We start from the raw sequence: 20158 nt of genomic DNA on the forward strand, positions 1-20158 counted from the left end.
CGAGCCTGCGGCTTTGTCAGCCGATGTCGGGGTCCGACAGCAGCCGCAGCGCAGCCCGGTCGCGGATGGTAAGACCGCCACGGCTGATATCGATCACATCGCTGCGTTTCCACTGCGACAGGGTTTTGGACACCGCCTCGCGGGTGGCGCCGACAAATTCAGCCAGCTCGCTCTGCGACAGCGACAACCGCCCGTCGCCGCCTTCGGTGGTGAGATACAGCAGTTTGCGCGCCAGCCGCACCGGCATCGGCAGAAACACCTGTTCGCTGTATTGCGTGTTCATCCAGCGCATCCGCTGACCAGCGAGGCGCAGCAGATCTCCGGCGAGCGAGGGATGGTGTTGCAGCTTGGCGAGCACGTCGCCGCTGCGCAGTCGGCGCAGGCGGCTGGGCTCCAGCGCGGTTGCGGTCGCGGTGCGGGGGCCGGGGTCAAACAGGGCGATCTCACCGAAGACGGCACCGGGGCGCATGATGTCCAGCGACAGTTTGCGCCCGGCAGAGGACAGGGTGGAGAATTCAATCGCGCCACTGACGATGGCATAGAGCGCGTCGCCCTCATCCCCCTGTTCAAACAGTTCTTCGCCAGCCTGCAGGAGGACTTCACTGGCCTGGCTGTCAAGCATTTCCAGCAACCGGTCGGAGGCACCAGAGAGGAACCCGCGGTCGGGCAACAGCCATTTGCGGCGGGCCGAGGAGGCCGCGCGACCGGTGCTGTTGCCGGAGGAGCTGCCCGAACTGTGCAGGGCACCGGTGGCTGGCGATGGGCTCATGTCAGACCTTCGGTGCTAGGGGACGGGGCGGGGCGGGGATCAGTTCTCAACGGCTACCAACCCCAGTCTGCGGGCGCTGACCAGTGACAGCTGGTCATTGTCAAACCCGTCGCGTTCCTGAAATTTGCGCACGGCGGCGCGGGTGTCGCGATCCAGGATGCCGGTGATCTGGCCTTGGTAGAGGCCACGCACCGCCAGGGCGCGCTGGACCGAGCCGACGAATTGCGGCGTCATATCCACCGGGCAGGGGGTTTCAAACCAGCTTTCGCGGCGCGGGCGCACGATGTCCTGTCGGGTCTCGCGGCGAAACCGCGCCGGTTCCAGCACCTGCCCGTCGGCGGCGGTTCTGGCAGGTCGGGTCATCACCTGCACGGTCACGGTTTCGATCACGGCGGGTGTGGTATGGGTGCCCCAGCAGCTGCCGGGGGCAGCGCCGGGCGGGGCGGCGGGAGCATTGCGCGACACCTGCAGGCTGCTGCCACCGGTCTGTGGCGCGGTACAGGCCGCAATCAGCACCACCAGCCCCGCCGTGGCCGGCAGGACTGTGCCTCGGCAGATATGCCGCAAAAAGGCCTGCCCCAGCCAGGGCCCGTGCGGGCGCAAGAGGTCAGACATGAACAAAGTCCCCGTGTCGAAACACCTGTGTCGAAATACCGGCAGCCGTGATGCCGGGATGGCCCCGCGTCGGAGCGCATCCGGGGCTAGGCTACCGCAGTTCGCGCCCCAGCGCAAAGCCCCGTTATCGCCGGGCCTGTTGGTGTGCTATGCTCTGATGGCTCAGCTAAGGCGCGTGACCGGCAACCAACCCACAGGGGGAGGACGCAGGGAGGGCGGGGGCCTGGTGCAACGCGGCGCAGGAGTTTTGCCCCGCGGGTGGTTTCTGACTGGCGCGGTGGCCAGCGGTTGGCTACAACCTCGGACGCAACGCGAAAAAGGATGCAGCTGACGATGGCAAAGATCACTTATGTCGAACACAATGGTGCCGAACATGTTGTGGATGTGGCCAATGGCCTGACCGTGATGGAAGGCGCGCGCGACAACAATATTCCCGGGATCGAAGCGGATTGCGGCGGCGCCTGCGCCTGTTCGACCTGCCATGTCTACGTCGATGCCGCCTGGGTTGAGAAGCTCCCCGCCAAGGACGACATGGAAGAGGATATGCTGGATTTCGCCTATGAGCCGGATCCCGCGCGCTCGCGTCTGACCTGCCAGATCAAGGTGACGGATGATCTGAACGGTCTCGTGGTGCATATGCCCGAAAAACAGATCTGATGCGGCTGGGGCCGCAGGCGCGGCGTCATCTGTGGCGCGCCTGGCCCCTGTCTCGACGCCGCGCAGGTCAGGCGCTGCGCCCGTGGCGGGCGGGGTCCGGGGCGGGCCCTGCCATTCCTGGCGTATTGGCGCGGGCGATCTGTGCAGGCGGGCTGCTGTCCGCAATGGTTTCGGCTGCGGCGGCGCAGGATCCGCTCCGGCTGACGAGTGCTGAATTCGCCGCACCCACCGCGCATTATCCGCATGGGGTGCTGGGCGATCACATCGAGTATTCGGCCCTGGTGGTGCAGGACAGCAGAGGCACCGGCCATCGTGTGGCCCTGCCTGTCGCTGGCGCGGTCTTCGAGGACCTGGCGCCACGGCTCTGGGATGTGACGGGCGATGCGCTGCCGGAGGTGGTGGTGGTCGAAAGCGATCCGGTCAGGGGCGCGCAGCTGGCGATCTACGGTCTGCATGACGGGGCGCTGCGCAAGATGGCAGCGACGCCGCATATCGGCACGAGATTTCGCTGGCTGGCCCCGATCGCGGCGGCTGATCTGGATGGCGACGGCCATATCGAGATCGCCTATATCGACCGTCCTCATCTGGCGAAAACCCTACGGATCTGGCGCTATCGCGACGGTGCGCTGCATCACGTCGCACAGCGGTCCGGGCTGACGAACCATCGCATCGGGGAGGGTTTCATCACGTCGGGGCTGCGGGACTGCGGTGATGGCCCGCAGCTGCTGACTGTGGACGCCGGATGGAGCCGGATCATGGTCAGCACCCTTGTGGCAGGTCGCGTGATCAGCCGGGAAATTGGTGCATATTCGCCTGCGACGGGTCTGGCGGCGGCGCTGCGGTGCGAGGGGCCGGTTCAGGCCGACTGAGCGGGCAGGCGGCAGATGCTCGGCGCCGCTTCGGTAAAGTTGGGTTTATTTTCTTGCCGGCTGTTGCCGCAGTGCGCCCCTGCGTTGCAGATTTGTTCACCACTTTGCGCGTATTCTCTTGATAAAGACACCCCCCGGATTGCGCTGTCGCAGCCGGTGGCGGAACCCGTTTGCAAGCAGGAGACAGGCGCGTGACCTTTTCACCCTATGTGCTGGGAACCGGTATCGCCGGATGGAATTTTCTGGACCGAACCCGCGCCCAGCAGCAGGAGATTTTTGAAAAATCGCCGATCATTGATCGCGCGGTGCAGGACTTCACGCGGAAAATCGACAATATCCAGACTGCCGATCAGCTGCTCGGCGACTATAATGTGCTGAAGGTTGCCCTGGGCGCCTTTGGTCTGGAAGAGGACATCAACAACCGCGCCTTCATCAAGAAGGTGCTGGAATCAGATCTGTCTGAGCCCACCTCTTTTGCCAACCGGCTGAACGACAGCCGCTATCTTGGTCTTGCGCAGACCTTTGGCTTTGGCAGTGAGAGCGGCCCGCAGCTGCCGAGCACAAGCATAGAAAAACCCTATGTGACTGTCGCCAGCCCGGAGGATCTACTGTCGAACCAGACCCTGCTCAATCAGGCTCTGGATGACTTTGGCCTGAAGAAATACGCCGGTAACGAGTTCTTTCTGATGCGGGTCCTGGAATCCGATACCACCGATCCGAACTCTTTTGTGAACCGGCTGAGCGATACGAAACTGGCGGATTTTGCCAAGGCGTTCGAATTCAACCGGCCGCCGGATTACAGCACCAGCATGGAGGCGCTGGTGGGCGAATTCCTCGCCGTGAACGATGGCAATGGTCCGGCCAATGCGGATGAGCTGCTGGCCAATGAGGATCTGCTGAAGGCAGTCGTGGACAGTTTCGATCTGGAATATACCAACTCGATCTTCCTCAAGCGGATGCTGGAATCAAACCCCTATGATCCGGAATCGCCCGTCAACCAGCAGGAGGATCCGCGCTATCTGGCGATGTCGCGCGCCTTTGGTTTCGGGATCCCCGATATCAACAGTTTCACCAGCCCCGACGAGCTGCTGTCTCAGCCTGAACTGCTCGCGGATGCGCTGGAGCAGTTCTACCTGAGCAACCCAGGCGAGGATTATCTGCGTGATGTGCTGGAGTCCGATCTCTCGGACCCAAGCTCTTTTGTGAATCAGCCCGGAAATCTTGCGTTCCATAATTTTGCCGAGGCGTTTCAGAACGAATGGCCCACCGCGCCAAGCCGGATGAAGGTGCTGGCCGATGAGGTCGACGGCAAATTGGAGAACTATGAGCTGCCACGGCGGTTCGTATTTGATTTCGATGCCTTTGAGGCGGGGCTGGATGTGTTCAACATCAGTGAGCGGGAACTTGATTTTGACGTGATGATCAGGGCTTTTGAATCGGATCTGTCCTCCGAAATTTCTTATGCAAACCTGCACCGGGATCCGAATCTGAAGGCCATGGCGCATGCCTTTGCTTTTAACCCCGGTACCAATGACCGCACCTATCCCGCTGGTTTCGCTGAGGAGATCGCGGGTCTATACAAGGATCGGAATTTCGAGGCCGCCATCGGGGAGAGTGACCCGAACATGCGCCTTGCCCTTGCCTTGGAGCGCGAGCTGCAAGCGATCGCGGATGCCGGTGGCAGCGAAGATGCCCATTGGTTCGGCATCATCGGCTCACCGCCGCTGAAAGCGGTGTTTGAGACGGCATTGGGCCTGCCATCCAGCTTTGGCCAGCTGAACGTGGATCGCCAGGTCGATGAGATGAAAGAACGTGCGCAGTCGTCTTTTGGCACCAGCCATCCGGCGGATCTTCTGAAGCCTGACAAGCTGGACGAGTTCAGAAACCGCTTCCTGCTGCTGAGCGGGCTGAACAGTGATCTGGCGTCGAGCGGCTTCAGCGATCCGGTCTTCACGCTGTTCCGATAGCGCGCGGGCATTGCGACAAAGGTGCCGGGCCAGCGTCGGCCCCTGCGGTCACCCTTCGTGACATTGGCGGCTTACCCGGTACGATCAGGGACGCGGGCTGATCTGATCGGCCCGGCCTGCGGAATTTGTGCCGACGCTCGGCCCCGTGATCGACTTCGGCAGCATGAGGCGCGATCTTTGCCGGAACCGGAACCGGAACCGGAACCGGAACCGGAACCGAAACCGGGGAGGGCTATGGCGGATCAACCCGCGCCCAGCCCGTGACAGCGGTTGGATCTTGCGGGCCCCGGCGCGATTGCGAGCGCATTTCACGCGGTCACGGGCTGGGCGTGCCCACCACATGGGCGCCGTCGATGTCACCCAGAGAGGAGAAAAGCGCGGCGGTATTGCTGACGCCGACCTTCTTCAACAGCCGGGCGCGATGAACCTCGACGGTGCGGTAGCTCAGCTCCAGACTTCGGGCGATTTCCTTGCTGGTCTTGCCTTCGCACAGCAGCGAATAGACCTCGCGTTCGCGCCGGGTCAGGGGCTGATAGGGCCGGGATCGGGACAGATCGGCAAAGCTCCAGACCGCGCGTGCCAGCGGCTCTTGCGGTGTGAAGCTATGGCCACGGACCCGGACCCAGAACAGGCTGCCGTCCTTGCGCCGCATCACCCGTTCGTCCCAATAGGGCGCGCCGGCTCCCAATGTGTCATTTCCCCGGTTGCGCAGGTTGAGAAATTCTTCCTGCGATGGGTAGAGAAAGGCAAAGAGCTGATCGAGCAGGTCCAGCCGGGTGTAGCCGAACATCTCGCAGAACCGCCGGTTGCAGTCGCGCAGGACCCGGTTTTCGGTGACAACGATCCCCACCGGCAGGAAATCATAGGCGAGCTGCATCAGGTCACGGGTGGCAAAGAGCTGGTCGAGCGTCTCGACGCCGGGATCGCCCATGGGCGCTGTGCCGACGTCGAGGCCGGGGCGGGGCTGCTGGCTATTGGCCGTCATCTGGTCCTGCTGTTCCTGCATATGTCCTGCCTGTCGCGGCGACCGCAGCTCCGCGGCAGGGCTGAGCCTTCGGGAGCGGGGGCGGTCGCTGTTACAAGGATCTTAGCGGAGTGAAGGCAGCGTGAAAACAGGTGCTTGCCAGCCGGCATGCTGATCCTGTCGGCGTGTCAGGAGAGGTAATAGTCGATCGGTTGCAGCGGTGGCGGTACCTCCTCGCCCAGCTTTGGGGCCAGGCTGCGTTCAACGGTCCGGCAGATGGCATCCAGCGGTAGGCCGTTCACCGTTTCGCCAAAGGGGTGAGACAGCTCCTCGGTCACCTCCGCAAGGCCGAAGAAGACATAGGCGACAATGCCGACGAAAATCGGTGTCAGCCAGCCCGCGCTGTCGATCAGCGCAAAGGGCAGCAGCAGGCAATAGAGGTAGGTCGTGCGAAACACCAGCAGCGAATAAACATAGGGCAGCGGCGTGGTGGCAATGCGTTCGCAGCCCGCCTGAGCCAGCGCCATGCTGGCGGTGCGTTCGGCTAGCGCCTTGCGGGCAAACCCATCGTCGGCGGCTGTGGCCAGCGTCGCGGCAAGGGCGTCGAGCGCTGCGCAGGGCGGATGTGGCGCGGTGGTGAAATCGTCGCCTGCCCAGCGGGTTGCGGCGCTGGTGTCGCGTTCTTTGCGCAGGTTGATGCGGTGCAGATGCAAAAACGCAAGGGCCAGCCGCAGGATCCGGCGTCGGCTCTGCGGGTCGGCAACAAACAGGTCCACCTCACGGCTGAGGCAGCGCAGGTCCGCGACCAGCTGTCCCCAGAGCTTGCGACCTTCCCACCAGCGGTCATAGGCGGCATTGTTGCGAAACCCAAGAAACAGCGAGAGCGCGATGCCAAAGACCGCAAAAGGCGCGGCATTGGTATGGGGCAGGCGGGTGATATCGGCGTCAATCCACAGCACCAGCGCCGATAGGGCGGAGAGGCCGAGGATACGGGGCAGTATGCGGGGCAGGACAGAGCCGCGCAGCGCAAACAGCAGCTGCATCAGGCCGGGTTTGTCGCGTAGGATCATCGAAAGTGGACTCCGCTTCGCTCAAAGGCGGGACTAGGGCAATTGCGCAGCTGCCTGACGGGGGATCCGAGACCGGGAACTGAGAGTGCCGGTCCCGAAAGGGGAGGCTCGCCTTGGCGCGCCTGCAACCTAGGGCCCGCCCCACCGCTGCACGTGGCCGAAAACGTCAGACTGGGGGGAGATTGCGCGGTGTCCTGTCGGATTCGACCGGGCGGGTCTGGACAGCCCGGTGTGCGGTATCCTCACTGGGCGTCGGGGCTTGCCGCTTGCGCCGCCGGGCGCAGCAGCGCCCGGCCATGCCCAACTGTGTTGAGCCATCTGTGATGGTTCTGAAACAGACGGGAGTGCCTGCTCGACCGGTCTTACTTCAGCGCGCGCCAGCCGATGTCGCGGCGGAAGAAGCCCTGCGGCCAGCTGACACCCTCCACCATCGCATAGGCGCGGTCGCGGGCTTCTTGCAGTGAAGCGCCACGGGCGGTCACGTTCAGCACCCGGCCGCCGACGGCGAGTACCTTGCCGTCCTGTTCCTTGGTGCCCGCGTGGAAGACCATATTGCTGCTGTCTTCGGGCAGCGCGTCCAGGCCTTTGATCTCGGTGAATTTTTCGTAAGATCCGGGATAGCCCTCTGCCGCCATCACCACGGTGATCGCATGGTCATCGGCCCAGTTTACCTGCGCGTCACCCAGGCGGCCCTCGGCGGCGGCCTGCATCAGGTCCAGCGCCTGGGCGCCGAGGCGCATCATCAGCACCTGGCATTCCGGGTCGCCGAAGCGGACGTTGTATTCCACCAGCCGCGGCTGTCCGTCCTTGATCATCAGACCCGCATAGAGCACGCCCTGATAGGGCATCCCGCGTTCCGCCATCACCCGCATGGTGGGCTTCACGATCTCTTCCATCGCCTTTGCCTGGACCTCAGCCGACAGCACCGGTGCGGGGGAGTAGGCGCCCATGCCGCCGGTGTTGAGGCCGGTATCGCCTTCGCCGACGCGCTTATGGTCCTGCGCGGAGCCGATTGCCAGCACGTCCTCGCCATCCACCAGCACAAAGAGGGAGGCCTCTTCGCCTTCCATGAACTCCTCGATCACCACCTCGGCGCCCGCACCGCCGAAGACGCCGCCGAACATGTCGTCGATGGCCGCCATTGCCTCCTCCTCGGTCATGGCGATGATGACGCCCTTGCCTGCGGCCAGACCGTCCGCCTTAACCACGGTGGGCACGCCGTGCTCGCGCACATGCGCCTTGGCGGCGTCCGCGTCGGTGAAATGGCCGTAGCCTGCGGTCGGAGCGTTTGCCGCGTCGCAGATTTCCTTGGTGAAGCTTTTGGAGGCTTCCAGTTTTGCGGCGGCCTCGGAGGGGCCGAACACGAGAAGGCCCGCCTCGCGCAGCCGGTCGGCAACACCTGCGGCCAGCGGTGCCTCGGGCCCGACGATGACGAAGTCGATGGCGTTTTCCTCGGCAAAGGTCACCACCGTGCCGCCGTCCTCGATATCAAAGGTGGCGCAATCGGCGATCTGGGCGATGCCCGCGTTGCCCGGTGCCACGATCAGCTTGTCACATTTGGGGTTCTGCATCACCGCCCAGGCGAGCGCATGTTCCCGCCCGCCACTGCCGAGGATAAGGATGTTCATGTCCGTGTTCTCCGATCTGCCTGCACCAATGGCGCCGTCGGCGGTTGCCGGGGCTTGCCTTGCTTGCGGCGGGTTCTATGCTGCGCGCGACTTCAAAACAAGAACCACCTGTGACGCAGGAGAGCAGCCCGCCGATGTCCGACCTGTTTGACGATCCCACCCCGGCTGACCGGCCCGGGCAGAATGCCCCCGAATTCACCGTTTCGGAAATCTCCGGCGAGGTGAAACGCACGCTGGAGGGCACTTTCGGCCGGATCCGGGTGCGCGGCGAGGTGGGCCGGGTATTCAAGGCGCGGTCCGGGCATCTTTACTATGACATCAAGGACGACCGCTCGGTGCTGGCCTGCACCACCTGGAAGGGGCAGATTTCCAGTCTTTCGGTGGTGCCGGAGGAGGGGCTGGAGGTCGTGGTCACCGGTCGGCTGACGGCCTTTGGCGGGCAGTCCAAGTACAACATGAACGTCGACGAGGTGGCGGTTGCCGGGCAGGGGGCGCTGATGGCGCTCTTGGAAAAGCGCAAGATGCAGCTGGAGGCCGAGGGGCTGTTTGCGCCGGAACGCAAGAAACCGCTGCCCTATCTGCCGCAGATCATCGGCGTGGTCACGTCGCCATCGGGTGCGGTGATCCGCGATATCCTGCACCGGCTGCGCGACCGCTTCCCGCGCAAGGTGCTGGTCTGGCCGGTCGCCGTGCAGGGCAAGGCCTGCGCACCGGAGGTGGCCCGCGCCATCGACGGCTTCAACCGGCTGACACCGGGCGGCGCGCTGCCGCGGCCCGATCTGATCATCGTGGCCCGGGGTGGTGGCTCGATCGAGGATCTCTGGGGGTTCAACGAAGAAATCGTCGCCCGCGCCGCCGCAGCCTCGCAGATTCCGCTGATCTCTGCCGTGGGGCATGAGACGGATACCACGCTGATTGATTTTGTGTCCGACCGCCGGGCGCCGACACCGACGGCGGCGGCAGAGCTGGCGGTGCCGGTGCGGTTGGAGCTGATGGGTTGGACCGAAAATCAGGGCGCGCGGCTGGTGCGGTCTGCCGGTCTGGCGGTGCAGCAGCGGCGCCAGCGGCTCAATGATCTGGCCCGCGCGCTGCCCAAACCCGACACATTGCTGGAAACCCCGCGTCAGCGGCTGGATCTGTGGGGGGACAAATTGCCCGATGCGCTGATCCGGGGGGTTGAGCGTCGCCGCCTGCGGCTGAGTGAGGCGGCAGCTGCGCTGCGTCCCAGCACCCTGCGCCAATTGGTCAGCACCCGTGGCGACCGGCTGCGCAACCTCTCTTCAAGGTTGAGCCTGCGCCCGATCCGGCAGGATCTTGCGCGTCAGCAGGACCGCCTCGGCCAGCTGGCCCAGCGGCTCGATACCGTGCAGGCACAGCGGTTGGACCGGCAGCGGCAACGGCTGGAGGCAACCGGGCGTCAGCTGGATATTCTGAGTTACAAGGCCACGCTGCGGCGCGGCTATGCGGTGGTGCGCAGCGGCGAGACGGTGATCACCCGCGCCGCAGAGGCGGCATCGCAGGCGCGGCTTCATATCGAATTTGCCGACGCCGAGATCGAGGTGACCCCAACCGTGACAACGACCTCAACAACGACCGCAGGCGGCGAAGCAGCCCCTGCCGTCAAATCCGATGCGGTCGCCGCCGCGCCATCGGCGGACGACCGGTCCAAATCGACCAGCCAGAAGAGCGACACATCAGACCCGGGGGATCAAGGCTCCCTGTTCTGAGCCGGCCTCTGGCGCGTGCTCAGACGCCGACGTCCGGGCCGAGGCAGAGCATCTCCTGGCCCAGCTCCTCCGCCTCGTAAAGCTCGGTTGCCTCCGGGTCGCCTTCGAACTGGGCAATTAACCCGTTGTCGCCAAATGAAAACTGCCAGCATTGCGGCGTGCCGATCTCGTCATAGACAAAACAGATCTGATCGGCTTGCGGATACCATTCGCCGTTCTGGCAGCGGCCATCCAGAAACGACCATATCACCCGGCGGTTGGGCAGATAGCGCTCAACCCCATAGGGCACGCCATCAAAACCGTAGAACAGGGTGCGGCCCTGGGTGTAGCGGTCGAACTGATCCGCTGTCAGAGGCGCACCGGCGGCGGCCGGACGGCCCTGCAGGGCGCTGCTCAACAGGATCGCCGAGAGAATCAGACAGAGCATTCGCATGGATCGACTGTGCCAGAGCCGTATCGCCCTGACCATGGTTTCCGCAGCGGGGGCGATGACAGGCAGAATCGCGCGATGCCTCGGGCACGGCGGCGCGGGCGCAGGGTTGCGCGGCGTCACCTTTGACCGGGGCCGGTGTGCTGGGCAACATCGGTGTAGAAAAAAGCCGCAGCCTCAGGTGGTTGCCCGGTGCAGATTGGTGCAGATCGGTGCGGCTGAGGTCATTGGCCAGAGCGAGGGGAGAGAGTGGGATGCCGGAACTGGGAAACAGCCCTATGGGGGATGCGTTGATCGGCGCGGCGGCGCTATTTGCGCTTGTGTATCTGGGGCTCACGGCGCGGCCGACCAGCGTGTTGCGCAGCGCGACCAAGACCCTGGCGGTGCTGCTGCTGGCGATTGCCGCCTGGCTTGGCGGTGGGCCAGTGCTGCTGACCCTCGCGCTTGGGCTTTGTGCCATTGGCGATTTCTGCCTGTCGCGGGATGGCGAAGGCGCCTTCATGGCCGGGGTCGGGGCCTTTGCAGCGGGACATCTGGTCTATGTGTTTCTGTTCCTCGGTCAGGACAGCAGCGAGGCCGCGCGGCTATTGCAGATGCCGCAGTCGCTCGGCGTTGTGGTGCTGGCGCTGGCGGGCATCGCCATGGCGCGATTGCTGGCGCCGCGTGCCGGTGCCCTGAAAGCTCCGGTGCTGGCCTATGTGCCGATCATCATCAGCATGGGGCTGGCAGCCCTGACCCTGCCGCTGGGGGGCAGTCTGCAAGGGCTGGCGCTGGTACTGCCTGCGGCGCTCGCCTTCATGGCGTCCGATATCGTTCTGGCCTTTGAAACCTTTGTGCTGGCCGAGGATCACCCGGCGCGGCGGTTCACGCCCTATGCGGTCTGGCCGCTCTACTGGGGGGCGCAGGCGGGGTTTCTGCTGGCGTTTCTGTAGCGGCTTAGGCCGGCTCCTGCATCGGTTTTGTGGCGGTCGGCGCACCGAGGTGCTTTGCACTTGCCGCAAAACCGCATTAGGTGTCCGCGTGACAACTCGCACAGACCCAATATGCGGAGACCGACATGGCGTTTTTCTCAAAACTGAAGGACCGGCTGTTCAAGTCGTCGAACAAGCTTGAGGAAGGGCTTGATGCCATCGTCGAAGAGGGCGCAGCCGCACAACAGCCCACACCGGAGAAGACGCCCGAGGTGCCGCCATCCGCACCGCCAGTGGAGGTGCCGTCTGAAGCGCCGTCCGAGATCCCCGCAGAGACACCCGAACAGACCGCCCGCACAGCAGAGCCGATGGCGAAACCGGCGATGAAGCCGATGCCCGCGCCGACCCCGGACCCGGTTCCGGCAGCGCCTGGACTTCTGGGGCGTCTGATAGGGCGCGGTAAGGCGGATGAGCCGCGCCGCGCGCTGGATGACGACATGCTGGAGCAGCTGGAGGATCTTCTTGTTGCCGCCGACATGGGGGTCGATACCGCGCTGCGTGTCACGGCCAATATGGCCGAGGGCCGGTTTGGCAAGCGGCTTTCGACGCGTGAGATCAAGGAGCTGCTGGCCGCAGAGGTGGCCCGCATCATGGAACCGGTCGCCCGCCCGATGCCAATCTACCAGAAACGCCCGCAGGTGGTGCTGGTGGTGGGCGTCAATGGCTCCGGCAAGACCACCACAATCGGCAAGCTGGCCAGCCAGTTCAAGGCCGCGGGCAAGAAGGTGGTGATCGCCGCAGGCGACACTTTCCGCGCCGCGGCAGTGGAGCAGTTGCAGGTCTGGGGCGACCGTGCAGGTGTGCCGGTCCTGACCGCGCCCGAGGGATCGGATCCTGCCAGCCTTGCCTTTGATGCGATGACACGGGCGCAGGAAGAGGGGGCGGATCTGTTGATGATCGACACAGCTGGCCGCCTGCAGAACCGCGCCGATCTGATGGAAGAACTGGCAAAGATTGTGAGGGTGATCCGCAAGAAGGACGAGACCGCGCCGCATAACACCCTGCTGGTTCTGGATGCCACCACCGGGCAGAATGCGCTCAATCAGGTGGAAACCTTCCAGAAACTGGCCGATGTGTCGGGGCTGGTGATGACCAAGCTGGACGGCACCGCCAAGGGGGGTGTGCTGGTGGCGCTGGCGGATAAATTCGGCCTGCCGATCCATGCCATCGGTGTGGGCGAGCAGATCGACGACCTTGCCCCGTTTGATCCCGAAGAATTTGCGGCCGCTCTGACCGGGCTGGAAACCTCCTGAGCCGCGCGCGCCAGCCGCATCTTCTGGCTGAAAATATCCTCGGGGGTCCGGGGGTGGAAAACCCCCGGCGATCTGTTCTGGAGCAAAGGTACTGCGGTTGAGCGACTGGCTGATCTCTCTGGAGGGAACCGAGGCGGGGCATCATGCGGCGCTTGCGCTGGCGCTGATGGCGGCGATCCTGCACGCGGTGTTCGGAGCGCTGCAAAAGGGGCGATATGACCCCTGGCTGTCGCGCGGTGCAATTGATTTCTCCTATGGGCTGATGGCCCTGCCGCTGGCGCTGTTTGTGGTGCCCTGGCCCGAGCCGCATATGTGGCCGATCTTTGCGGGCGTCTGGCTGATCCATGTGCTCTACAAGATCCTGCAGGGGCTGGCCTATAGCAAGGGCAGCTACACGGTGGTCTATCCGGTGGTGCGCGGCACCGGGCCGCTGTTCACCGTGCTGGGCGCGTCGATGCTGTTTGACGAAGGCTTTACAGCGGTGCAGTGGCTGGGGGTTCTGGTGCTGCTGGCGGGGATTTTCGGACTGGCGCTCTACAATTACCGCAATCTGACCGACAATCGCGAAACCCTGGGCAGCGCCCTGGCGCTGGCGGTGGCGACCGGCGTCTTTGTGGCGCTCTATACCACCTATGACGCCTATGGCATTCGCGCGACGGCGGATCCGTTCACCTTTCTTGCGTGGTTCTTCTTCATCGACGGGCTGGCGATGCCGCCCTATGCCTATCTGCGCTGGCGGGCGATGGTGCCGCGCCCGGACCCCGGCCCTTTGATGGCCAAGGGGCTGCTGGGCGGGCTTATCGCCTTTGGCTCCTTTGGGGCGGTCATGCTGGCCACGCGGCTGGACAAGGTGGGAGAGGCGGCGGTGCTGCGCGAGACGTCCACGGTCTTTGCCGCGCTTATCGGCTGGCTGGTGTTGAAGGAAACCGTGGGGCCGCGACGGATTGCCCTGATGGCTTTGATCGCGCTGGGGGCCGTGATAGTGGAGATGGGCGGCTGATCCGGCTGGCGCAGCGGCCAGGCCTCGGCGATCACCGCCGGTGAATTCAGGTTAGGAACAGGAATAGAAATGGCGGGAAAACCGATCAACCGAACCCTTAAACTGGTGCTGGAATACGGCCCGCTGGTGCTGTTCTTTGTCGGCTACCTGCGCCTGCGCGATGAGCTGCTGATGATCGGCGGGCAGGAGTACAAGGGCTTTATCGTGGTGACGGCGGCCTTCATTCCGCTGATGGTGCTGTCGAGCCTGGCACTGTGGCGGCTGACCGGTCATATTTCCAGACTTCAGGTCGGGACGCTGGTGATTGTGATCCTGTTTGGCGGGCTGTCGGTCTGGTTCAATGATGAGCGGTTCTTCAAGATGAAGCCGACGATCCTTTATGTGCTGCTGGGCGGTGCGCTGGCGATTGGTCTGATCCGGGGGGAAAGCTATCTGAAGGTGGCGATGGATGAGCTGATGCCGCTGCAGGACGCAGGCTGGATGATCCTGACGCGGCGGCTGTGTTACTTCTTCTTCGCGCTGGCGCTCCTGAATGAGCTGATCTGGCGCACGCAGAGCACCGACACCTGGGTTTATTTCAAGACCTTTGGCCTGTCGCTGGCGATGTTTGCCTTTTTCATGACACAGGCGCGGGTCTTTCAGGCCTATGCGATGCCGGACGCCGAGGTGGACGAGAGCGAGTGACGCGGGCAGGGCCGCAGCGACCCGTCCCGGTGGTGTCGCTGCGTGTCGCGATCTGCGCGCAGCGGACTTGACCAAACGGCGGTTTGGGCTTATCCGGGACGGATATATCGTGGCGATTTGTTACCGGATTGCGGGCCACGTAAAACAATCCCGCTAAAGAGGTCAGGATGTGAAGGACCCCCTTTCGCTTGGCCGAATGGGGGTTTTTTAATGCGCAACGCGCGCAAGGAGACAGAAGATGAGCGAGACCTGGAACAAGCGCACGAAACTGGTGCATGGCGGCACCCGCCGCAGCCAGTACAATGAGGTCAGCGAAGCGATCTACCTGACGCAGGGTTTTGTTTACGACACCGCCGAACAGGCCGAGGCGCGGTTTATCGAGACCGGCCCCGATGAATTCATCTATGCCCGCTATGGCAACCCGACGGTGGCGATGTTCGAAGAGCGCATTGCCGCGCTGGAAGGGGCCGAGGACGCCTTTGCCACCGCATCCGGCATGGCGGCGGTCAATGGCGCGCTGACCTCGATGCTGAAGGCAGGCGACCATGTGGTTTCGGCCAAGGCTCTGTTTGGCTCCTGTCTCTATATTCTCGAGACGATCCTGACCCGGTTCGGGGTTGAGGTGACCTTTGTCGATGGCACCGACCTTGAACAGTGGCGCGCAGCGCTGCGCCCTGACACCAAGGCGGTGTTTTTCGAGTCGATGTCCAACCCGACACTTGAGGTGATCGATATCGCCGCAGTGGCCGAGCTGGCCCATGAGGTCGGGGCCACTGTGGTGGTCGATAACGTGTTTTCGACGCCGGTGTTTTCCAATGCCATCGCGCAGGGCGCGGATGTGGTGATCTATTCCGCGACCAAACATATCGACGGGCAGGGACGGGTGCTGGGCGGCGTCATCCTTGGCACGCGCGAGTTCATCCGGGGCACCGTTGAACCCTATATGAAGCACACCGGCGGCAGCCTCAGCCCGTTCAATGCCTGGACGCTGCTGAAGGGGCTGGAGACGATTTCCCTGCGGGTCAACGCCCAGGCCGATACAGCGCTGGAACTGGCGCAGGCGCTGAGCGGTCATCCCGCACTCAGCCGGCTGATGTATCCCGGCCTTGAGACCCATGCCCAATACGCACTGGTGCAGCGCCAGCTGGGCGGCAAAGGCGGCACGGTGCTGTCGCTGGACCTCAAGGGCGGCAAGGAGGCTGCATTCAGGTTCCTGAACGCGCTGACCATCCCGGTGATTTCCAACAATCTGGGCGATGCGAAATCCATCGCCACCCATCCGGCCACCACCACCCATCAGCGGTTGTCTGATGAGCTGAAGGCCGAACTGGGCATTACGCCCGGTCTGGTCCGGTTTTCGGTCGGGCTTGAGGATGCCGCCGATCTGATCGCGGATCTGACACAGGCCCTGGCGGTGGCGGAGGCCTGATCGGCTGAAGCTGCGGCTGAATAGCGACGGCGATAAGGGGGCAGGGCGCGCGTCGCCGCTGCCCCCGATGCCAAGCGTGATCCAAAAGGATCTGGCGTCAATCGCCGTAAATGCGCAAAACACGACGCTTTTGAATGATCTGTTTTGCGATCTGCTGCGTAACAGACTAAAACTAATCCTGCTGCCTGATGATCGGGCAGCGTCAGCGGAGGTCTCTGTTTCATGAACTCTCACTCGCGTAATCTGACCAAGGCGCCTGATCGAGCAGATGCAGAGGATGCACTCGAGCTGTTGCGCAAATGGGCCAGCACGGCAACCGAGACCGAAATTGCTCAACTAAACCCTGTGGTTGCACGGCTTCTGCCGGATGCACCCGTTGGTAATTATCCCGATCTGTCGCGCCACTACCCTGAGGAGTTTGAGGCCGATAGCAGCTATCGTGCGACCCTGCCGGACCTGCAGAACGGGCCGTCCAGCCTGATCCGCGGCGCCCATGAGCAGATCCAGCACGTCGGAATTTCCAATTTTCGCCTGCCGATTCGCTTTCACACCCGCGACAATGGCGATCTGACGCTGGAAACCAGCGTGACCGGCACCGTCAGCCTGGATGCCGACAAGAAGGGCATCAATATGTCCCGGATCATGCGGTCGTTTTACAAACACGCTGAACGCACTTTCAGCTTTGAAGTGATGGAAGCGGCGCTTGATGATTACCTCACCGATCTCGAAAGCCTTGATGCACGTTTGCAGATGCGGTTTTCCTTCCCGGTGAAGGTGCAAAGCCTGCGTTCGGGCCTGTCGGGCTATCAATACTATGATATCGCTCTGGAAATCGTGGATCACGATGGCGAGCGGACGAAGATCATCCATCTGGATTACGTCTATTCCTCGACCTGTCCCTGTTCGCTTGAGCTGAGCGAACATGCCCGCAGTGCCCGTGGCCAGCTGGCGACGCCGCATTCGCAGCGCTCGGTGGCGCGGATTTCGCTGGTGCAGGAGCCGGGCGCGCCGGTTCTGTGGTTCGAGGATGTGATCGACCATTGCCGCCGCGCGGTGCCGACCGAGACCCAGGTCATGGTCAAGCGCGAGGATGAGCAGGCCTTTGCCGAGCTGAACGCGGCCAATCCGATCTTTGTCGAAGATGCCGCGCGGCTGTTCTGCGAGGCGCTGCAATCGGATTCCCGTATCGGCGACTTCCGGGTGGTGGCCAGCCATCAGGAGAGCCTGCACAGCCATGATGCGATCAGCGTGCTGACGCAGGGGCCGACCTTTGCGGCGCGCAGCATCGACCCGCGGATGTTCGCAACCCTGATCCATCAGGGGTGATCCGGGCGCGCAGGACGCCAATCGTGCCTGTCGCCCCATTTTCCGACATAGACCCGACACCGCTGCCTGATTAGGCGGCGGTTTTTCGCGCTTTTTACGGGCGACTCTGCAATGCGGCATTATTTATGCTGCAATGCAAAAGGAATCAGATAGAGTTGCAACCTGTGGGGGTGCGCGCTGCGTCGTTCCCCCTGTCCGAGGGGCGGAGGGGGCCTCGTGCCAGGGCTGTCGCGCCGAGCTTACCGGGTTCGGAAGATGGTCAGACCAATGTCTCTTGTTCATCTGCGCCAGCAAGGCCGTCTGATCTCTGGCCCTGATGTCTGGCGCAGCCATATCGCGGCGGATGCCACCCGCCAAACAGGAGATTTTGATGATCCCTCTACTCGACTTCACCGACCTTCCCCGGACACCTGCTGCATTGGCAGGTACGCTTGTTGGGCGCCAGATGCGGTTCTGGCGTGGGGCCGTGGCCCTGATGGGAGCAATGCCCGCCGCGCAGATGGCGGTTGCCAGCCATGCGATTGCGGTGGGGCTGAACCAGACCCGTGTCAAGACCACCGCCGCGCGCAGCACGGAGGCAGCCAGCCGCAGTGCCGAGCCTGCCGCAACCGCTGCGGAGAAACCTGCGGCCGCAAAACCAAAGCCCGCCCCGCAGCGCAAGCCTGCCCGCAAGAAAACCCGCCCGGCACGGACCAAGGCGGCGACCAGCACGCCGACGGTTGCGCCAACGCCGCAGCCCACCGACAAGGCGGATACAGCCGGGGCGTCCGATTTTTCCAGCAAGCGCAAGGTCGCGACGAGCGAAGCGGATGTGGCAAAACCTGCGGCCCCTGCCGCTGCTGCTGCCGTGACACCCGATACGCCCGCCGCCAAGGCCGCCGCCGCCGGACCAAGCCGCAAAACCACCCGCGCGCCGTCGAAACCGGCAGCGATGCCCGCCAAGGATCCGGCCCCGGCATCTTCGCCTGCATCGCAGCCCGCTGCGCGGGCTCAGCTGTCGCCGGTTGGCGCGAAACAGGCCGGAACCACCAGCACTCAGGCGCTGATGACCGGTCAGGGCGGTGGGGGCGGCACGTCGGCCAGTGCGATGACGGCGAAGGTCGGCACGGTGTCACAGAAGTCGACAAAACCCTAACCCCGGGTCGCAACAGTCGCGCAGTCTCTTGACACTCCGCCCGGTGGAGGCCAACGCTGCGCGCATGTTGGATCTGCGTCCGGTTGGATATGTCATTGGCCTTCTGGTGGCCATCCTTGGGGCAACCATGGTGTTCCCGCTGGCTGTCGATCTATACGACGGGCAGGGGGAATGGCCGGTCTTTCTCGAAAGTGCCGTCATCACCATCCTTGGCGGCGGGCTGATTGCGCTGTCCTGTGCCAATGGGGTGCGCGAGGGGCTGACGATCCAGCAGACCTTTCTGCTGACGACGCTGGTCTGGGTGGCGCTGCCGGTGTTCGGGGCGATCCCCCTGATGCTGGGCGCCACTGAACTGCGCTTTGTCGATGCGTTCTTCGAGGCGATGTCCGGCCTTACCACCACCGGCTCCACCGTGATTTCGGGCCTTGATGGTCTGCCGCGCGGACTGCTGCTGTGGCGGGGCATCCTGCAATGGCTGGGCGGCATCGGCATCATCGTGGTGGCCATGGTGTTCCTGCCGGAGCTGCGGGTTGGCGGCATGCAGATTTTCCGCTCCGAAGCCTTTGACACGATGGGGAAAATCCTGCCACGCGCGCAGGCAATCGCGAAGCAGATTTCGCTGATCTATGTCGGCCTGACCGTGGCCTGCATGGTGGTCTATATGCTGTTGGGGATGCAGCCCTTTGACGCGCTGGTGCATGCGCTGACCACATGTTCCACCGGTGGTTTCTCCAATTATGATGCGTCTTTCGGCACCTTTACCGGCGCGCCTGAATATGCTGCATCGGTGTTCATGATCCTCGCGGCGCTGCCCTTTGTGCGCTATGTGCAGATGGTCAACGGCCATTCCAAGCCGCTGTTTCGTGACAGCCAGATCCAGACCTTTCTGGCCACCATCCTGATCCTTGTCGTGGTGACGGCCTGTGTGCTGGTCTATGTGTTTCCTCACCACCCCGAGCAGGCGGTGCGCGAGGCGCTGTTCAATATCACCTCGATCATCTCCGGCACCGGCTACGCCAGCGTTGATTACATGCAGTGGGGCAGCTTTCTGGTGATGCTGTTCTTCTTTATCGGGCTGATTGGCGGCTGTGCGGGGTCAACCGCCTGTTCGGTCAAGATTTTCCGCTATCAGCTGCTGTTCGCCTCGATCCGGGTGCAGATCCAGCGCATTCATTCGCCGCATGGGGTGTTTGTCCCGCGCTATCAGGGCAGGGCGGTGGACGCCGAGGTGCTGAGCTCGGTGATCTCCTTTTTCATGTTCTTTGTGGTCACGCTGGGGATCGTGGCCTGGGCGCTGGCGCTGACCGGGCTTGATTTTGTGACGGCGGTGTCGGGGGCGGCAACGGCTGTGGCCAATATCGGCCCCGGCCTTGGCGACCGGATCGGGCCTGCGGGCAACTTCTCCACGCTGAACGATGGCGCCAAGTGGATCCTGAGTGCGGCGATGCTGATCGGGCGGCTGGAGCTGATGGCGGTCTATGCCATTCTGACCATCCGTTTTTGGCGCAACTAGGCAGATCGACCGAAACGCGCCGCTTTGACGCATCAAAATTGCGTGTTGCACCGGCGTTTCTGCGTGTATCGCTACAATCCGCAGGCTTGCCCTTGTGGGGCCGCTCGCATAAGAGGCGGGGAGTTGAAACCCGCAAGCGCACGGAGAGTTT

18 protein-coding genes and 1 riboswitch are annotated in these 20158 nt (G+C 63.6%); of the genes, 12 read left to right on the forward strand and 6 right to left on the reverse strand.

The features are described from left to right. Positions 1 to 16: 16 nt before the first annotated feature. The gene (locus VWZ87_RS12120; protein ID WP_340546127.1) at positions 17 to 769 is read right to left on the reverse strand and encodes a Crp/Fnr family transcriptional regulator; all 753 of its coding nucleotides are present in this window, start codon (positions 767 to 769) and stop codon (positions 17 to 19) included. Between the two features lie 39 nt (positions 770 to 808). After that, a complete protein-coding gene (locus tag VWZ87_RS12125; protein WP_340546126.1) occupies positions 809 to 1384 on the reverse strand; it encodes a peptidoglycan-binding domain-containing protein in 576 nt (191 codons plus the stop codon). 333 nt (positions 1385 to 1717) lie between these two features. Here VWZ87_RS12125 and VWZ87_RS12130 point away from each other — a divergent pair, with 333 nt between their 5' ends. From VWZ87_RS12130 to VWZ87_RS12140, 3 genes are all read left to right on the forward strand, one after another. After that, complete coding sequence (locus VWZ87_RS12130) at positions 1718 to 2041, forward strand: 2Fe-2S iron-sulfur cluster-binding protein (protein WP_340546125.1); 324 nt, start codon at positions 1718 to 1720, stop codon at positions 2039 to 2041. Continuing rightward, positions 2041 to 2910 carry an FG-GAP repeat domain-containing protein gene (locus VWZ87_RS12135; RefSeq protein ID WP_340546124.1) on the forward strand — a complete coding sequence of 290 codons (870 nt, stop codon included), beginning with the start codon at positions 2041 to 2043 and terminating at the stop codon, positions 2908 to 2910. Before VWZ87_RS12130 ends, VWZ87_RS12135 begins: the two co-directional genes overlap by 1 nt. Positions 2911 to 3101: 191 nt before the next feature. Continuing rightward, the gene (locus tag VWZ87_RS12140) at positions 3102 to 4877 is read left to right on the forward strand and encodes a DUF1217 domain-containing protein (protein WP_416535057.1); all 1776 of its coding nucleotides are present in this window, start codon (positions 3102 to 3104) and stop codon (positions 4875 to 4877) included. Positions 4878 to 5193: 316 nt separating this feature from the next. Here VWZ87_RS12140 and VWZ87_RS12145 read toward each other — a convergent pair whose 3' ends face one another. From VWZ87_RS12145 to purD, 3 genes are all read right to left on the reverse strand, one after another. Beyond that, positions 5194 to 5808 (reverse strand): LuxR C-terminal-related transcriptional regulator, encoded by a 615-nt coding sequence (locus VWZ87_RS12145; RefSeq protein ID WP_416535136.1) that lies wholly within the window; start codon positions 5806 to 5808, stop codon positions 5194 to 5196. Positions 5809 to 6029: 221 nt separating this feature from the next. Beyond that, a complete protein-coding gene (locus VWZ87_RS12150) occupies positions 6030 to 6911 on the reverse strand; it encodes a bestrophin family protein (RefSeq protein ID WP_416535058.1) in 882 nt (293 codons plus the stop codon). 362 nt (positions 6912 to 7273) lie between these two features. Then, complete coding sequence (gene purD, locus VWZ87_RS12155; RefSeq protein WP_416535059.1) at positions 7274 to 8539, reverse strand: phosphoribosylamine--glycine ligase; 1266 nt, start codon at positions 8537 to 8539, stop codon at positions 7274 to 7276. Between the two features lie 134 nt (positions 8540 to 8673). Here purD and xseA point away from each other — a divergent pair, with 134 nt between their 5' ends. Beyond that, positions 8674 to 10266: an exodeoxyribonuclease VII large subunit gene (gene xseA / locus VWZ87_RS12160; RefSeq protein ID WP_416535060.1), complete on the forward strand. Its 1593-nt coding sequence runs from the start codon at positions 8674 to 8676 to the stop codon at positions 10264 to 10266. A gap of 19 nt (positions 10267 to 10285) precedes the next feature. Here the strand turns inward: xseA and VWZ87_RS12165 are convergent, their stop codons facing one another. Further along, a complete protein-coding gene (locus VWZ87_RS12165; protein WP_340546119.1) occupies positions 10286 to 10699 on the reverse strand; it encodes a hypothetical protein in 414 nt (137 codons plus the stop codon). Positions 10700 to 10950: 251 nt separating this feature from the next. On the opposite strand from VWZ87_RS12165, the gene VWZ87_RS12170 reads away from it, so the two are divergent. The 8 genes from VWZ87_RS12170 to VWZ87_RS12205 all read left to right on the forward strand — a co-directional run bounded on the left by VWZ87_RS12170 (position 10951) and on the right by VWZ87_RS12205 (position 20007). Then, entirely contained in the window at positions 10951 to 11628 is a 678-nt protein-coding gene (locus VWZ87_RS12170) for a lysoplasmalogenase (protein WP_416535061.1), read from the forward strand. Between the two features lie 125 nt (positions 11629 to 11753). Beyond that, positions 11754 to 12920 carry a signal recognition particle-docking protein FtsY gene (gene ftsY, locus VWZ87_RS12175; protein WP_416535062.1) on the forward strand — a complete coding sequence of 389 codons (1167 nt, stop codon included), beginning with the start codon at positions 11754 to 11756 and terminating at the stop codon, positions 12918 to 12920. A gap of 97 nt (positions 12921 to 13017) precedes the next feature. Then, on the forward strand, positions 13018 to 13920 hold the full coding sequence (locus VWZ87_RS12180) for an EamA family transporter (RefSeq protein ID WP_340546116.1): 903 nt from the start codon (positions 13018 to 13020) through the stop codon (positions 13918 to 13920). Between the two features lie 69 nt (positions 13921 to 13989). Continuing rightward, a complete protein-coding gene (locus VWZ87_RS12185) occupies positions 13990 to 14604 on the forward strand; it encodes an inner membrane-spanning protein YciB (protein WP_416535063.1) in 615 nt (204 codons plus the stop codon). Between the two features lie 99 nt (positions 14605 to 14703). Next, a riboswitch (SAM riboswitch) is annotated at positions 14704 to 14782 on the forward strand. Positions 14783 to 14842: 60 nt separating this feature from the next. Further along, positions 14843 to 16033, forward strand: a complete 1191-nt coding sequence (gene metZ / locus VWZ87_RS12190; protein ID WP_416535064.1) for an O-succinylhomoserine sulfhydrylase — start codon at positions 14843 to 14845, stop codon at positions 16031 to 16033. Between the two features lie 222 nt (positions 16034 to 16255). Then, positions 16256 to 17359: a GTP cyclohydrolase FolE2 gene (gene folE2 / locus VWZ87_RS12195; RefSeq protein ID WP_416535065.1), complete on the forward strand. Its 1104-nt coding sequence runs from the start codon at positions 16256 to 16258 to the stop codon at positions 17357 to 17359. A gap of 370 nt (positions 17360 to 17729) precedes the next feature. Next, positions 17730 to 18494 carry a hypothetical protein gene (locus tag VWZ87_RS12200; protein ID WP_416535066.1) on the forward strand — a complete coding sequence of 255 codons (765 nt, stop codon included), beginning with the start codon at positions 17730 to 17732 and terminating at the stop codon, positions 18492 to 18494. Positions 18495 to 18558: 64 nt separating this feature from the next. Then, entirely contained in the window at positions 18559 to 20007 is a 1449-nt protein-coding gene (locus tag VWZ87_RS12205) for a TrkH family potassium uptake protein (RefSeq protein ID WP_340546111.1), read from the forward strand. The last annotated feature ends 151 nt before the right edge of the window (positions 20008 to 20158 follow it).

It is taken from the genome of Phaeobacter sp. JH20_37, from assembly GCF_048056015.1.
Taxonomy (GTDB): domain Bacteria; phylum Pseudomonadota; class Alphaproteobacteria; order Rhodobacterales; family Rhodobacteraceae; genus Phaeobacter; species Phaeobacter bryozoorum.

Coding starts and splice junctions, on each gene's coding strand:
- VWZ87_RS12135 (WP_340546124.1), top strand. CDS start 2,041: ATGCGGCTGGGGCCGCAGGCGCGGCGTCATCTGTGGCGCGCCTGGCCC.
- xseA (WP_416535060.1), top strand. CDS start 8,674: ATGTCCGACCTGTTTGACGATCCCACCCCGGCTGACCGGCCCGGGCAG.
- VWZ87_RS12145 (WP_416535136.1), bottom strand. CDS start 5,808: ATGGGCGATCCCGGCGTCGAGACGCTCGACCAGCTCTTTGCCACCCGT.
- folE2 (WP_416535065.1), top strand. CDS start 16,256: ATGAACTCTCACTCGCGTAATCTGACCAAGGCGCCTGATCGAGCAGAT.
- VWZ87_RS12200 (WP_416535066.1), top strand. CDS start 17,730: ATGATCCCTCTACTCGACTTCACCGACCTTCCCCGGACACCTGCTGCA.
- VWZ87_RS12205 (WP_340546111.1), top strand. CDS start 18,559: ATGTTGGATCTGCGTCCGGTTGGATATGTCATTGGCCTTCTGGTGGCC.
- VWZ87_RS12120 (WP_340546127.1), bottom strand. CDS start 769: ATGAGCCCATCGCCAGCCACCGGTGCCCTGCACAGTTCGGGCAGCTCC.
- purD (WP_416535059.1), bottom strand. CDS start 8,539: ATGAACATCCTTATCCTCGGCAGTGGCGGGCGGGAACATGCGCTCGCC.
- ftsY (WP_416535062.1), top strand. CDS start 11,754: ATGGCGTTTTTCTCAAAACTGAAGGACCGGCTGTTCAAGTCGTCGAAC.
- VWZ87_RS12130 (WP_340546125.1), top strand. CDS start 1,718: ATGGCAAAGATCACTTATGTCGAACACAATGGTGCCGAACATGTTGTG.
- VWZ87_RS12170 (WP_416535061.1), top strand. CDS start 10,951: ATGCCGGAACTGGGAAACAGCCCTATGGGGGATGCGTTGATCGGCGCG.
- VWZ87_RS12125 (WP_340546126.1), bottom strand. CDS start 1,384: ATGTCTGACCTCTTGCGCCCGCACGGGCCCTGGCTGGGGCAGGCCTTT.
- VWZ87_RS12185 (WP_416535063.1), top strand. CDS start 13,990: ATGGCGGGAAAACCGATCAACCGAACCCTTAAACTGGTGCTGGAATAC.
- metZ (WP_416535064.1), top strand. CDS start 14,843: ATGAGCGAGACCTGGAACAAGCGCACGAAACTGGTGCATGGCGGCACC.
- VWZ87_RS12165 (WP_340546119.1), bottom strand. CDS start 10,699: ATGCGAATGCTCTGTCTGATTCTCTCGGCGATCCTGTTGAGCAGCGCC.
- VWZ87_RS12150 (WP_416535058.1), bottom strand. CDS start 6,911: ATGATCCTACGCGACAAACCCGGCCTGATGCAGCTGCTGTTTGCGCTG.